The sequence below is a fragment of the Cupriavidus laharis genome, from assembly GCF_914271435.1.
Lineage (GTDB): Bacteria > Pseudomonadota > Gammaproteobacteria > Burkholderiales > Burkholderiaceae > Cupriavidus > Cupriavidus laharis.
In genome coordinates this window covers 115,322-129,019 of record NZ_CAJZAI010000009.1, presented here as the reverse complement: position 1 = coordinate 129,019, position 13,698 = coordinate 115,322, and the positions used below count along the sequence as shown (strand labels likewise).

At 67.6% G+C, this 13,698-nt stretch carries 11 protein-coding genes; 3 read left to right on the top strand and 8 right to left on the bottom strand.

What is annotated here, in order from left to right:
* Window positions 1-35: 35 nt before the first annotated feature.
* Both LDO29_RS18580 and LDO29_RS18575 read left to right on the top strand, forming a co-directional pair.
* A complete protein-coding gene (locus LDO29_RS18580; RefSeq protein WP_224081268.1) occupies window positions 36-2,018 on the top strand; it encodes a sensor histidine kinase in 1,983 nt (660 codons plus the stop codon).
* Between the two features lie 8 nt (window positions 2,019-2,026).
* Complete coding sequence (locus LDO29_RS18575) at window positions 2,027-3,352, top strand: sigma-54-dependent transcriptional regulator (RefSeq protein WP_224081267.1); 1,326 nt, start codon at window positions 2,027-2,029, stop codon at window positions 3,350-3,352.
* 277 nt (window positions 3,353-3,629) lie between these two features.
* Here LDO29_RS18575 and LDO29_RS18570 read toward each other — a convergent pair whose 3' ends face one another.
* The 7 genes from LDO29_RS18570 to LDO29_RS18540 form a co-directional block, all read right to left on the bottom strand.
* Entirely contained in the window at window positions 3,630-4,499 is an 870-nt protein-coding gene (locus LDO29_RS18570; protein ID WP_224081266.1) for an alpha/beta fold hydrolase, read from the bottom strand.
* A 61-nt stretch (window positions 4,500-4,560) separates the two neighbouring features.
* Entirely contained in the window at window positions 4,561-5,826 is a 1,266-nt protein-coding gene (mhpT, locus tag LDO29_RS18565; RefSeq protein ID WP_224081265.1) for a 3-(3-hydroxy-phenyl)propionate transporter MhpT, read from the bottom strand.
* Between the two features lie 178 nt (window positions 5,827-6,004).
* Window positions 6,005-7,027, bottom strand: coding sequence for a 4-hydroxy-2-oxovalerate aldolase (gene dmpG / locus LDO29_RS18560; RefSeq protein ID WP_224081264.1), 1,023 nt, complete (start codon window positions 7,025-7,027; stop codon window positions 6,005-6,007).
* A complete protein-coding gene (locus tag LDO29_RS18555) occupies window positions 7,024-7,992 on the bottom strand; it encodes an acetaldehyde dehydrogenase (acetylating) (RefSeq protein ID WP_224081263.1) in 969 nt (322 codons plus the stop codon). The genes dmpG and LDO29_RS18555 overlap by 4 nt, the downstream gene beginning before the upstream one ends.
* A gap of 12 nt (window positions 7,993-8,004) precedes the next feature.
* Complete coding sequence (gene mhpD / locus LDO29_RS18550) at window positions 8,005-8,793, bottom strand: 2-keto-4-pentenoate hydratase (RefSeq protein ID WP_224081262.1); 789 nt, start codon at window positions 8,791-8,793, stop codon at window positions 8,005-8,007.
* Window positions 8,794-8,812: 19 nt separating this feature from the next.
* Window positions 8,813-9,772: a 3-carboxyethylcatechol 2,3-dioxygenase gene (locus LDO29_RS18545; protein WP_224081374.1), complete on the bottom strand. Its 960-nt coding sequence runs from the start codon at window positions 9,770-9,772 to the stop codon at window positions 8,813-8,815.
* Between the two features lie 2 nt (window positions 9,773-9,774).
* Window positions 9,775-11,643: a bifunctional 3-(3-hydroxy-phenyl)propionate/3-hydroxycinnamic acid hydroxylase gene (locus LDO29_RS18540; RefSeq protein ID WP_224081261.1), complete on the bottom strand. Its 1,869-nt coding sequence runs from the start codon at window positions 11,641-11,643 to the stop codon at window positions 9,775-9,777.
* 269 nt (window positions 11,644-11,912) lie between these two features.
* On the opposite strand from LDO29_RS18540, the gene LDO29_RS18535 reads away from it, so the two are divergent.
* A complete protein-coding gene (locus tag LDO29_RS18535) occupies window positions 11,913-12,704 on the top strand; it encodes a DNA-binding transcriptional regulator (protein ID WP_224081260.1) in 792 nt (263 codons plus the stop codon).
* 30 nt (window positions 12,705-12,734) lie between these two features.
* Here LDO29_RS18535 and hcaR read toward each other — a convergent pair whose 3' ends face one another.
* Window positions 12,735-13,622 carry a DNA-binding transcriptional regulator HcaR gene (gene hcaR / locus LDO29_RS18530; RefSeq protein WP_224081259.1) on the bottom strand — a complete coding sequence of 296 codons (888 nt, stop codon included), beginning with the start codon at window positions 13,620-13,622 and terminating at the stop codon, window positions 12,735-12,737.
* Window positions 13,623-13,698 lie beyond the last annotated feature (76 nt).

Sequence of the window (13,698 nt, the reverse complement as noted above, 5' to 3'; positions counted from 1 at the left end):
GAGTATCATCGGCGCGACAGTCTTCGCGCGCGCCGATGCCCCATTCCGACGACTTCCTTGCCGTACATGACCCCGCCGCCGCCCAGGAGGCGGCGCACGAGCCCGGCAGCGAGAACCGCCGCTGGTGGGGCTTCGCCGTGGTGCTGGCGGCCGGGCTGGTGCTGCTGTGCGCGCTGACCTGGCTGGTGTCGGTGCAGCGCGGACTGGCGGCCCTGCAGGAAACCACCGCCACGCGCGCCGACCGCTACGCCGCCACGCTCGAAAGCACGCTCGACCGCTACGAATTCCTGCCCGCGCTGGTCTCGCTGCACCCGTTCGTGCGCGGCCTGCTGAAGGCTCCCGACGACCCCGCCCGCGTGGCTGCGGCCAACCACTACCTGGCCGAGGTCAACCGGCGCTCGCACGCGTCAGCCACCTACGTGATCGCCACCAATGGCATCGCGCTGGCCGCGAGCAACGCCGGCGAGCCCGGCAGCTTCGTCGGCACCGACTACCGCTTCCGCCCCTACTTCCAGATCGCCGCGCGCGGCGAGATGGGGCGCTTCTACGCCATCGGCATCACCAGCGACGAACCGGGCTACTACATCGCCCAGCCGGTGGAGTCCGGCGGCAAGGTGATCGGCGTGACAGTGGTCAAGCTCAACCTGGAGTGGTTCCAGCGCGCCGGCGGCGGCAGCGCCGAGCCGCTCATGGTCAGCGATGACCACGGCGTGATCTTCCTGTCGTCCGTGCCGGCCTGGCAGTACCGTACGCTCGGCCCGCTTCCGCCTGCGCTGCGCGACGAACTGGGCAAGACCCGCCAGTACCACGACCGCGATGTGACACCGCTGCCGCTGGAGCCGCTGACCTCGCCGGTCACCGAGTGGCTGGCCGCCACGGCGCTGGACCCCGGCGCGCGCCTGGTGCGCGTGCGCGCCGAAGGCACCAACCCTGACGGCAGCGAGCGCGCCGACCGCTACCTCGAACTCGGCCGCAAGGTAGGCCCTGCGGACTGGACCATGCAGGTGATGGCGCCGCTCGACCCCGTGCTGGCCAATGCGCGCAACGCCACCGTGGCCGCGGCGCTGGCCTATGCCTGCATCTGCCTGCTGCTGGTCAACTGGCGCCAGCGCCGCCAGCGCGCGCGCGACATGCTGTACAGCCGCCGCCTGCTCGAAGCCGCCTATGACGAGCTGGAACGGCGCGTCGAAGCGCGCACGGCCGACCTGATGGCCATCAACGAAAAGCTGGAAGAAGAGGTCGCCGAGCGCACCCGCGCCGAAAGCGAACTGCGCGCGGCACAGGACGAACTCGTGCAGGCCAGCAAGCTGGCCGCACTGGGGCAGATGGCAGCCGGCATCACGCATGAGCTGAACCAGCCGCTGGCGGCGCTGCGCACGTTCTCGGACAACACGCGCGTGCTGCTGGAGCGCGGCCAGCTGGCCGCGGCCGAGGGCAACCTGTCGGCCATTGCCGACCTGACCGAACGCATGGGCAAGATCACCGGCCAGCTCAAGCTGTTTGCCGGCAAGGCGCGCCCGCCGCGCCGCTCGGTGCTGGTACACGCCGCGATCGAACACGTGCTGGCGCTGCTGGCGCCGCGGCTGTCCGGCGTGGCACTGCATGCGGATGGCCTGGACGCGCTGCCCGGCATCGCCGTACGCGCCGACGAACTCAAGCTCGAGCAGGTGCTGCTGAACCTGGTCGGCAATGCGCTCGACGCCATCGCCAGCGCCGCGCCCGCGCAAGGCCGCATCGACCTGTCCGTGCGCGCCGATGCGGGCACCGTGACGATCCAGGTGCGCGACAATGGCACTGGCATCCCGCCGGAAGACCTGCCGCGCCTGTTCGAGCCGTTCTTCACCACCAAGGAGACCGGCCAGGGGCTGGGCCTTGGCCTGGCCATCTCGTCGTCGATCGTGCGCGAATTCGGCGGACAGCTCAGCGCCGCCAATGCCGATGGCGGCGGTGCGGTATTCACCATCGTGCTGACGCGCGCACCGGCAGAAGCCGGCGCGCCGGCCGGCCAGACACAGTGAGACTTCCCATGCAAGACGGTTTGCGCGTCCTCTTCGTCGAAGACGAACCGCTGGTCCGCCAGGCCACCGCGCAAAGCCTGGAACTGGCCGGCTTTTCCGTGCTGGCGCTACCCTCCGCCGAGGCCGCCCTGCCCCACCTGACGGCCGATTTCCCCGGTGTGCTCGTCACTGACGTGCGCCTGCCCGGCGCCAGCGGGCTGGACCTGCTGCAGCACTGCCGCAACGCCGCGCCCGGTGTGCCCGTGGTGCTGGTGACCGGGCACGGCGACATCACCATGGCCGTGCAGGCCATGCGGGAAGGTGCCTATGACTTCATCGAAAAGCCCTTCGGCGCGGACCGCCTGACCGACACCGTGCGCCGCGCGCTCGAACGCCGCGCGCTCGAACTGGAAAACCAGGCGCTGCGGCGCGAGCTGGCGGGCCCTGCGGCCGGCACGCGCATCATCGGGCGCTCGCACGCCATCGGGCAGGTGCGTGCGCTGGTGGCCAACGTCGCGGCCACGGACGTACCGGTGATGATCAACGGCGAGACCGGCACCGGCAAGGAACTGGTGGCGCGCAGCCTGCACGCGCTGTCCAACCGCGCCGACGGCCCGTTCATCGCGCTCAACTGCGGTGCAGTGCCCGAGTCGATTTTCGAAAGCGAGATGTTCGGCCACGAAGCCGGTGCCTTCACCGGCGCCGGCAAGCGCCGTATCGGCAAGCTCGAGCACGCGTCGGGCGGCACGCTGTTCCTCGACGAGATCGAAAGCATGCCGCTGGCGCTGCAGGTCAAGCTGCTGCGCGTATTGCAGGAAGGCACGCTGGAACGGCTCGGGTCCAATGCATCCGTGAAGATCGACGTGCGGATCGTGGCTGCCGCCAAGGGTGACATGGATGCGCTGGTCGCACAGGGCATCTTCCGCCAGGATCTCTACTACCGCCTCAACGTCGTCACCATCGCGCTGCCGCCGCTGCGCGAGCGGCGCGAGGACATCGTGCCGCTGTTCGAGCATTTCATGCTCGTGGCGGCGGTGCGCTACCAGCGGCCGGCGCCGATCCTGTCCGAGTCGCAACGCCAGGCGCTGGCGCAGCGGCCGTGGCCGGGCAATGTGCGTGAGTTGCGCAATGCAGCCGACCGGCTGGTGCTAGGGGTGCCTGAAGGCGGTCAGGCCGGCGCGGCCTCCGCGGCGCCCGAAGAGACCGCCCCGCTTCGCGAGCGCATGGAGCATTTTGAACGAGCCGTCATTGCCGATGCATTGGCGCGCACCGGCGGTGCTGTCAGCCAGGCAGCTGACCTGTTGCAGGTGGGGAAGGCGACGCTGTACGACAAGATCAAGCGCTACGGGCTATAGGCAACGCGCTGCATAACTTATCTCAGGGTTTTCACTACGCTGCCATGGCAACGTCACAATCGGCGACTATATTTCGTATGCGGTTGCGGCATTGGCAGGTGCCCTGGCTGCTTGCTTCTTTTATCAGTCTTCGTGGTAATTGATGCCCCGCTATGCGGGGCGTTTTTTTTGGTTCGTCGAATTGCGGGGTCTGTGGGGAGGATTGGGGTGTTGTGCTTGGCGGGCGGCGAAACAGCCACGCCTGGCAAGCACGACAACCCAGCTACCCCCGATCCCCTCAATTCCCCAGGAAGTCCACCACCATCCGGTTAAACGCCTCCGCATGCTCCCACTGCGCCCAGTGCCCGCAGCGATTGAAGATATGCATCTGCGCATTGGGAATCCCGGCGATCAGCCGCAGGCCCACGTCCATCGGCACGAAGCGGTCATCACGCCCCCAGATCACCAGCGTCGGCGCGGCAATCTCGCCCAGCCGCGGGCCGTAGTCGGTGAACTGCTTCGGGTTGGCCGTCAGGCTCTTGACGAAGTTCTCGAGGTGATCCCGCCGCGCGAGCATGTTGTCCAGCCGGGCCTGCATCAGATCATCCGTCAGTGAGCTCGCGTCATAGACGAACACGTTCATCATGCGCTTCAGGTTCTCGATGGACGGCTCGCGGTACAGGCCATTGAGCAGCTTGATGCCTTCTGTAGGCATCGGCACGAACAGGCTGGGGCCGCCGGTGCCGCCGCCCATCAACACGAGCTTGCCGACGCGCTGCGGGTTGGCCAGCGCGAATGCCACCGCGCTGTGGCCGCCCATCGAATTGCCCAGGATATGCACGCGCTCGATGTCGAGCGCATCGAGCACGCCCTTGAGCACGCGGCCATTGAGCTCCGAGCGCGAGCCCGTGTTGACCACCGGGTCGCTCTTGCCCCAGCCCGGGCAGTCGACCAGCAGCACGCGGTAGCCGGCTGCCGCCAGCGGCTCGACGTTGCGGTTGAAGTTGGCCCAGCCGGTCGCGCCCGGACCCGAGCCGTGCAGCATGACGACGGTTTCGGCACCGGAGCCGGTGTCGTTGCAGTGGATGCGGAACTCGGTGTCGCCATCCTTCACGGTGACGAACCGGCTCGTGCTGGCTTCGGTGATGGCTTGTGCGTTGGCTTGCATGTTGATCTTCCTTGCTCGACTGAATCTGTACTGAATGGAATGTGTGCCGACGGTGCACCGCTCAGGCGCCGCGCCCGCCCGGCAATACGCGCCCCGAAGCGAGGCGCGGCGAGAATGAAACCACCACCGTCAGCGCGGCAATCGCAGCGATGACGATCAGCGGAATGCTGGCGGATACCAGCATCGATGCGCTCTGGCCCAGCGCGAACAGTTGCCCGGCAACGAGCGGCCCGAGGATCGAGCCGAGCCGGCCGATCGCCACGGCCGCGCCCACGCCGGTGCCGCGCACTTCGGTCGGATAGGCCTGCCCGGCCAGGGCGTACAGCACCGACTGCCCGCCCACCAGGAACAGGCCGCAGAAGAACGCGCCCCATGCCATCGACACGCTGCCGCCCGCTCCCGCGAGTCCCGCCAGTGCGGCCGCAATGCCCACATACATGCCCATCACCGTGAGACGCGGACTGAAGCGGTCCATCACATTGGCGATGCCGACCGCACCGATGCCGCCGCCGATGTTGAACATCATCATGGCGACGCCGGCCTGCACGCGCGTCAGGCCGTTGGACAACACCATCGACGGCAGCCAGTTCATCAGGAAATACAGCACGATGAGCGTGCCCAGGTAGCTGATCCACAGCGCGAGCGTAGCGCGCGTGCGGCCGTTGCCGCACAGCGCCTCGACAAAGCCGGGCTCCGCACGCTTCACCGATTGCGACTTCGCTTCGACAAACTGCGCGGACTCGGGCAGCCACAGCGCGAGCAGCGGCACCATCAGCAGCGGCCCGAATCCGCCCACGTAGAAGATGTGCCGCCAGCCCTCGTCACCGGGACTGACGATGCCGATCGCCGCAGCGAGCGCGGCGCCGAACGGCATGCCGCAGTACATGGCGCCCACGGCTGTGCTGCGCTGCGTGGGCGATGCGGCCTCCGAGCACAGCGCGATCAGGTTGGGCATGGCGGCGCCCAGGCCCAGCCCAGTCAGCAAACGCGCGACCAGCAGGCTTTCGAAGCTCCACACCAGCGTCGTCGCCAGCGAGAACGCGCCGAACAGCGCCACCGACAGCATCAGCACGCGCTTGCGGCCCAGGCGGTCGGCAAGGCGTCCGCCAAGCGCAGCGCCCGGCAGCAGGCCGATGGCGCCGGCGCTGAAGGCCCAGCCCATCTGCGCGACCGACAGCGAGAATTCCTTCGCGATGCGCGGCGCGGCAACGCCGGCCGACTGCAGGTCGAGCCCTTCCAGCAGGGCGATGGCCAGGCAGAGGCCGATGGTGGTGATACTGCCTTTCGTGATGCGCGCGTGGGCGCTGCTGGGTTTCAATGTGTTCATTCCTTGTCTCCGCTATATCTGTGTTCCGCTCTTGATGGCGGGTCTGTCTTGTGTATTGGGTCGGCGCGATGCGATGTGTCTCTACGCCGCCCGTTCTTGAAGCAACCACATCAAGTTGCCAGCCGGGTTACTCCCCTCTCCCGCTTGCGGGAGAGGGGAGTAACCGGACCGCCAGTCCTCAAGCCGCGCGCTTCTTCAGATCCAGCGCGACATCAACAATCATGTCCTCCTGACCACCGACCATGCGGCGCTTGCCCAGCTCGACCAGGATGTCTACGGTCTTCAGACCATACTTCGCCGCCGCCACTTCCGAATGGCGCAGGAAGCTCGAATAGACACCCGCATAACCAAGCGCCAACGTCTCGCGGTCCACGCGCACCGGACGGTCCTGCAGCGGACGCACGATGTCATCGGCCGCGTCCATCAGCGTGTACAGGTCGGTACCGTGGTTCCAGCCCATGCGCTCCGCGGCGGCGATGAACACCTCCAGCGGCGCATTGCCCGCGCCCGCGCCCATGCCGGCCAGCGAGGCATCGATGCGGTCGCAGCCTTCCTCCACCGCAACGATCGAGTTGGCCACGCCGAGCGACAGGTTGTGGTGCGCGTGCATGCCAGTCTGGGTGTCGGCATTGAGCACGCCCTTGAGCGCGCGGAAGCGGTCGCGCACGTCGTTCATCGTCAGCGCGCCGCCGGAATCGACCACGTAGATGCAGGTCGCGCCGTAGCTTTCCATCTTCTTCGCCTCGATGGCGAGGTTCTCCGGCGTGGTCATGTGGCTCATCATCAGGAAGCCGACCGTGTCCATGCCAAGCTCGCGTGCGTACTCGATGTGCTGCTTCGAGATGTCGGCCTCGGTGCAATGCGTGGCCACGCGCACGATGCGCGCGCCGGCGTCATAGGCAGCCTTCAGGTCATGCGTAGTGCCGATGCCCGGCAGCAGCAGCGTGGCGATCTTCGCGTGCTCGAGCACGCCAGCCACGGCGGCGATCCATTCAAGGTCGCTGTGCGCGCCAAAGCCGTAGTTGAAGCTGGAGCCTTGCAGGCCGTCGCCATGCGCAACCTCGATGCTGTCGACCTTCGCGCGGTCGAGCGCGCGTGCGATGTCCTGCACGTTCTGGATCGAGTACTGGTGGCGGACCGCGTGGCTGCCATCGCGCAGCGTCACGTCGGAGATATAGAGTTTCTTGGCCGGGGTGCTCATGCGCAGGCTCCTTCGGTGGTGGCAGTGGCGCCCAGCATCGCTTGCGCCATGCGCTCGGCCGTGGCAAGCGCGGCCGAGGTCATGATGTCGAGGTTGCCCGCGTAGGCAGGCAGGTAGTGGGCAGCGCCTTCCACTTCGATGAACACCGAAGTCTTCAGTCCGCTGAAGCGGCCCAGGCCCGGCACATTGAGCGGTGCGCTGGCCGGGATCTCGTCGAACTGCACGGTCTGCTTGAGACGGTAGCCGGGCACGTAGGCATGCACTGCGCGCACGATTTCCTCGATCGACGCTTCGATCTTTTCGCGGTCGGCCAGTTCGGACAGCGTGTAGACGGTGTCGCGCATCATGACCGGCGGCTCGGCCGGGTTGAGCACGATGATGGCCTTGCCCTTGGCCGCGCCGCCGACCACCTCGATCGCCTTTGATGTGGTCTCGGTGAATTCGTCGATGTTGGCGCGGGTGCCCGGGCCGGCCGACTTGCTGCTGATCGACGCGACGATCTCGGCGTAGTGCACCTTGGCCACGCGCGACACGGCCGCGACGATGGGGATGGTGGCCTGGCCGCCGCAGGTAACCATATTGACGTTCGGTGCGTCCAGGTGCGCGTCGAGGTTGACCACCGGCACGCAATACGGGCCGATCGCGGCGGGCGTCAGGTCGATCATGCGCAGGCCCGGCTTGAGCTTGCGCAGCAGCGCGTCGTTTTTGATGTGCGCGCCGGCGGACGTGGCATCGAAGACGAAGTCGATGTCATCGAACACCGGCAGGCGCGTCAGCCCTTCCGCGCCTTCGTGCGTGGTGGCGACGCCGAGCCGGGCGGCGCGTGCGAGCCCGTCGGAGGCCGGGTCGATGCCGACCATCGCCGCCATCTCCAGGTGCCGGCTGTTGCGCAGGATCTTGATCATCAGGTCCGTGCCGATATTGCCGGAGCCGATGATCGCTGCCTTGAGTTTTTCGGAAGCCATGTGATGTCCCTGTTATGCGGCAAACGTCGCGCGGACGCTGCCGAGTCCTTCAATCTCGGTGGTGTAGGTGCCGGGCTCGGTGACGGCGACCATCGGGCCGAGCGCGCCGGTCAGCACCACATCGCCGGCGCGCAGCGGCGTGCCGAGCTGCACCATGCGGTCCGCAAGCCAGACCGCTGCATTGAGCGGGTTGCCGAGGCACGCGGCGCCGTTGCCGCGCGACAGCACTTCGCCGTCGCGCGAGAGCGTCATCGCGCACGCCGTGAGGTCGACTGCGGACAGCGGCACCGGGCGGCTGCCGAGCACGAACAGCGCGCTCGACGCGTTGTCGGCCACGGTGTCGACGAAGCGGATGTCCCAGTTCTGGATGCGGCTGTCGACCACTTCGATTGCCGCAAGTGCGTATGCGCTGGCGCGCAGGATGTCGGCAAAGGTGTGGCGCTCGTGCGTCAGGTCGTGCTCGAGCACCAGGGCGATCTCGGCCTCGACCTTGGGCTGGATCAGGCGCGACAGCGGCATCGGCTGGCTGTCGCCATAGGCCATGCCCGCGAACAGCGCGCCGAAATCCGGCTGGTCGACACCGAGCTGTTTCTGCACGGCCAGTGAGGTCAGGCCGATCTTGCGGCCGACGATGCGCTCGCCGGCGGCGACGCGTGCATCAACGTTGGCCTGCTGCACGGCATAGGCCGTGGCAATGTCATCGGGCGCAATCTCGCCGCGCACCGGGGCGACGGTCTGGCGCGAGGCCTCGGCGGCGTGCAGGCGTGCGGCGATGGCGTTGACGAGGTTCCGGTCGGTCATCGGGTTCTCCTTGATGGGATCAGGCCGCGGCGGCCAGCGCGGCGCGCGGCCCGGCATGCATGGTGGCGAAGCCCGCGATCCACTCGGGAATGGCGCGGTAGAAGTCGAGCGACGCACGGTACGGTCCATACGCGGCCAGCGCGCCGAACGCTGCGACCCAGGTGCGGATCTCGTGCGCCGACTTGCCGCCGTCGCGCGTGATGGCGTCGTTGGTCATGCCATCCACGGCGGCCAGTTCGCCGGAAGCGAGCAGCGCCAGGAAGGCGCGGTCCCATTCGGGGTTGAGCGGATGCAGGTGGCTGTCGCCGGCCGCGAAGGCCTTTGCGGCGGCAACGGTGCGTGCCTGGCGCGCGGCGCGCGACTCGGCCGACGGGTTGCGTCCCGCGATCAGGCGTTCCGCGACTTCCTCGGTCGCACCGGCCAGTTCCGGCACCGGCGGTTCATGCGAGATACCGCCCGAGCCGACCACCAGCACGCGCTTGCCGGTGCGCGACAGGAAGCGGCCGACCGCGTCGCCAAGCAGGCGCGCGCGGCGCAGCGTGGCCATCGGCGGCGCAACCGAATTGATGAAGACCGGGATGACCGGGTAGCGGTCCAGCCCGCCGGTCAGCACGGCGAGCGCGTCGGCACAGCCGTGGTCGACCTGCATCCGGTACGACAGCGACACATCGATCTCCGCGGCCATCACGCTTTCGGCCAGCGACTGCGCCAGCTCCGCGGGCACCGACAGCTTGCCGGCCAGGCTCTTGAAGTCGCCGATCGCGGTGGCAGCCGCGCCGATGCAGAACGGCGGCATGACGTCATAGAAGAAGCCGTTGTAGTGGTCCGGTGCGAACACCACGACCAGTTCCGGGTCGAACGCGCGCACGCGCTCGCGCGCCGAGGCCTGTACGCGCTCGACCTCGGCGACGACTTCGGGCGCGGGGTCGACATAGCCGTGCAACGGCGTGTGCGACAGGCATTCCAGGTGAATCGGCATCCTCATGCTCCTGCTGCTTGGGTAACGGTGATGGGGTCGGTGACGGCGTCGCGCACCGGGCGCGGCGGCGTGGATGGGCTGGAGGCGCCGGCATACGGCGGCACCTGTGCCATGCCGAGCTTGCCGGCCAGTTCGGTGATGGCCGCCGACACCTCCTGCGGCGAGCACACGCCCGCGACGAAACGGTCGGGGCGCAGCAGCACCACCGAATGCGGCAGGCGGCTGAACCATTCCTTCAGTCGGCCTGCGGCATCGCCGATCGCGATCACGCCCTCGGGCACGTCATCGGCGTGGCGCAGCTGCACGTCGGGCTTGGCCAGCACGAAGCGCATGCCGGCCTTCTCGGCGAGGGCCCGGGCCTGCGGCGTCAGGCCGAAGGTCGGATCGGTGCCCCAGCCGATCACGGCAAAGCCGTTGCCGATGGCGTCGTCGAGCAGCGTGAGGCGGCCATCGCTGGTGCGCACGCGCGGCTGGATGAACAGGCGGCCCACCGGCGAACCGGCCAGCGGATCGTCTCCATACACCAGGCGCCCGAGGAAGGAATCGCGCTTCTCGCTCATCAGCCCGAGCAGGCGGCCCGGCGCCGAGTTGCCGGAGCGCTCCAGCACGCGCGCCAGCCAGCCGCCGCGCGGTTGCGGCGGCGGCAGCAGCACCACGCCTTCCTCGTAGCGCGGCATCGGCTTGAAGCGCATCTCGACGAAGTAGCGCTTGACCGAAGGCAGCACGTTGAAGCTGCGCACGAACGCATCGCGGAAGCGCACGCCGAAGCGCGTGTTCGGCGCGAAGATGTCGCCGGCCACCTCGGACAGATGGATCATCGAACGCGCATGCGCGCGGCGCTCGGCGGTATAGGTGTCGAGCAGGCGCGCATCGGCGAGCCCCTTCGCGACCATCGCGAGCTTCCAGCCGAGGTTGTTGGCGTCGCGGATGCCGCTGTTGTAGCCCTGCCCCTGCCACACCGGCATGATGTGCGCGGCATCGCCGGCCAGCAGCACGCGGTCGACACGGAACGTCGACGCGAGGCGCGCGTTGTGCGTGTACACGCGCTTGCGGATGTAGTCGACCTTGTCCGGATCCGCCACCACCTTGCGGATCAGCGCGGCCATGTTCTCCGGCTTCGACAGTTCTTCTTCCGTCTCGCCGGGCATGACCATGAACTCGAAGCGGCGAATGCCGTGCGGCAGCGCGGCCGAGACATAGGGGCGCTCGTGGTCGCAATGCATGTAGATGTGCGGCGAGCCCACCGGGTCGTTGCGCACGTCGACGACGATCCACTGGTTCGGCTTGGTGCGGCCTTCGAACGGCACCTCCAGCGTGCGGCGCACCAGGCTGTTGCCGCCGTCGGCGCCGACCACATAGGCGGCGCGGATGGTGCGGCGCTGGCCATCGGTCGTCGTCACATCGATGCTCACCCCGGCGCTGTCCTGCGTGAAGGCATCGACGCCGTGGCCGAACAGCACCTGCACGTGATCAAAGCGCTGCAGACCCTCGTACAGCACCCGGTCGGCCAGCGGCTGGATGAACGCGTTGCGGCGCGACCAGCCGAACTCGTCGGTGCGCGGCTCGATGGACGCGAAGCAATGACCGTCCCTGGTGACGAAGCGCATCCAGTGGTCGGGCGTGGTGTGCGGCAGCAGCGTATCGGCGAGCCCCACGGCCTGGAAGACGCGCAGCGCCTCGTCATCGAGGCCGATGGCGCGCGGATAGTCGATGAGCTGGTCCAGCTTTTCGACAACCGTGACGCGCACGCCCTGCAGGCCGAGAATATTGGCGATCATCAGCCCGACCGGGCCCGCGCCGATGATGGCGACGTCGGTGTCGAGATTGGGAAGACGGTCTGTTTGCGCCGTCTGTGTGGCCGTGGTGTTCATAGGTCTCCTACTGGCAAGGCACGAGTGCGCCCCCGCGCCGGACCGGCGCGTACTGGCAGTGCTGCGATCAAATGGAAATGGGCGGCCGGCGCAGCCGGCTGCGGGTCAGGCGCCGGAACGGCGGCGCTGGCGACGGATCAGGCAGGACATTGGGGGCGTCTCCGTTGAATGTGCGATTTTGAGAGCAGTCTAGGCATCGGGCAGCGCGCGCTCAAACATTTCTATAAAATGTGCAAGGAGTGCACATCTTTGATTTATAAGGATTTTTAGTGAAAAAATACGCGAACGTGCGCGGGCTGTCACGTGGCCTGCAGGTGCTGCGGGCCCTCAATGCCATGGAAAACGGCCGCGCCACCAGCCAGCAGCTCAGCGAGGCGACGGGGCTGCACCGGACCACCGTGCGGCGGCTGCTGGAGACACTGGTCGAAGAGGGATTCGTGCGGCGCAGTACGTCGGACGACAGCTTCCGCCTGACGCTCGACGTGCGCGCGCTCAGCGAGGGCTTTACCGACGACGAGCGCATCGCGACGGTGGCGCCGCCGATCATGGGGCAACTGATGCAACGCGTGGTCTGGCCCTCGGACCTGACCACGCCCGATGGCGACGCCATGATCATCCGCGAGACCACGCACCGGTTCAGCCCGCTGTCGTTCCACCGCGCCATGGTCGGCCGACGCCTGCCGATCCTGCTGACCGCTGCCGGCCGCGTGTACTTCTCGATGTGCCCGGATGCCGAGCGTGAAGACATTCTCGAAGTGCTGCGCTCGGGCGCGGGCGGCGAACAGCAGCTCAAGCTCGCGATGGATGATGCCTACATCCGCAACCTGATCCGGCAAACGCGCAAGGATGGTTTCGGGTCCAATTTCGGCGACTGGGCGGACCAGCGGAAAATCGGGGCGGTGGCAGTGGCGATCCAGGCGGAAGGGCGGGTGCTAGCGAGCCTGAACGTCATTTATCTCGAGCAGGCGATCAATCCGGCTGAAGCTACGCGGCGGTTTGTACCGGAGTTGCAGCGGGCGGCAAAGGAGATGGTCGAAGCGCTGGAGCGTGGTGACAGGTAGGGGGAAATGACCCGCCTGCCACGTCCGGTCTCACATCGACGCCACATGCTCCCGCACCAAAGCGAGCAATCCATCCAACTCGGCGGAGTGCGGCTCCGCACGTGACACCATCAGCAGCTCAACGGTCGGAGCCTCCCCCTCCAGCGGCCGCGCGCAGATCGCCCCGCTGGTCAGCGACGCCGCATATTCGGGCAACAACGCAAAACCCAACCCCATCCCCACAAGGTTGAGATTCAGCAGGATATTGGTCGCCACCTGCGCGACGTTGCACTCCAGCTTGTGCTCGGCAAAGAAGCCTTCCGCGGCGGTATGCACCTGGCCCGAATACAGCGGGTTCGTGCTGATGAACGGTTCACCGCTGAGCCTGCGCGGCGGAATGCGGTCCAGCTTCGCGAGCGGATGCGCGCACGGCAACAGCACAACCATCGGCTCGATCAGCACGACCTCTCGCGTCAGCTCAGCCGAATGCACCGGGTCGCGCATGAACGCGACATCGACATCGCCCTGCAGCAACGCCTGCTCCAGCTCGTGCGTGGGCAGGCTGCGCAGTTCGACGTTCACGTTGGGAAACTGCAGCCGCAAGCGCGGCAGGATGACCGGGAAGATCCGGATCTCGGCCGCGGGCACGAAGCCGATCGTCACCGTCGCCCCAGCCTGCTGGCCCGCCAGCCGTGCGCGCTCCACCGCGCGGTCGGCCTGCGAGAGAACCTGCCGCGCCTCGGCCAGGAAGACCTTGCCCGCCGCCGTCAGCTCCACCTTGCGCCGCGTGCGTTCGAGCAGCGGCGTGCCGATCTCGTCCTCCAGGTTGCGGATCTGCTGGCTCAGCGACGGTTGCGCGGTGTGCAGCCGCTGCGCCGCGCGCGTGAAGCTGAGCTCGTCGGCAACGGCAATGAAGTAGCGCAGGTGTCGGAGTTCCATGCTTTGAGTTATTGCTCTGACGTCTTATAGCCAACAAACAAAATATTTCACTTCGCCGGCACGGGCAACGATTATT

Excerpts from the sequence above, each read along its gene's own strand:
- LDO29_RS18555 (WP_224081263.1), bottom strand. The coding sequence starts at position 7,992 with ATGGCTTCCGAAAAACTCAAGGCAGCGATCATCGGCTCCGGCAATATC.
- hcaR (WP_224081259.1), bottom strand. The coding sequence starts at position 13,622 with ATGGAACTCCGACACCTGCGCTACTTCATTGCCGTTGCCGACGAGCTC.
- LDO29_RS18540 (WP_224081261.1), bottom strand. The coding sequence starts at position 11,643 with ATGAACACCACGGCCACACAGACGGCGCAAACAGACCGTCTTCCCAAT.
- mhpT (WP_224081265.1), bottom strand. The coding sequence starts at position 5,826 with ATGAACACATTGAAACCCAGCAGCGCCCACGCGCGCATCACGAAAGGC.
- mhpD (WP_224081262.1), bottom strand. The coding sequence starts at position 8,793 with ATGACCGACCGGAACCTCGTCAACGCCATCGCCGCACGCCTGCACGCC.
- LDO29_RS18570 (WP_224081266.1), bottom strand. The coding sequence starts at position 4,499 with ATGCAAGCCAACGCACAAGCCATCACCGAAGCCAGCACGAGCCGGTTC.
- LDO29_RS18575 (WP_224081267.1), top strand. The coding sequence starts at position 2,027 with ATGCAAGACGGTTTGCGCGTCCTCTTCGTCGAAGACGAACCGCTGGTC.
- LDO29_RS18545 (WP_224081374.1), bottom strand. The coding sequence starts at position 9,772 with ATGCCGATTCACCTGGAATGCCTGTCGCACACGCCGTTGCACGGCTAT.
- dmpG (WP_224081264.1), bottom strand. The coding sequence starts at position 7,027 with ATGAGCACCCCGGCCAAGAAACTCTATATCTCCGACGTGACGCTGCGC.
- LDO29_RS18580 (WP_224081268.1), top strand. The coding sequence starts at position 36 with ATGCCCCATTCCGACGACTTCCTTGCCGTACATGACCCCGCCGCCGCC.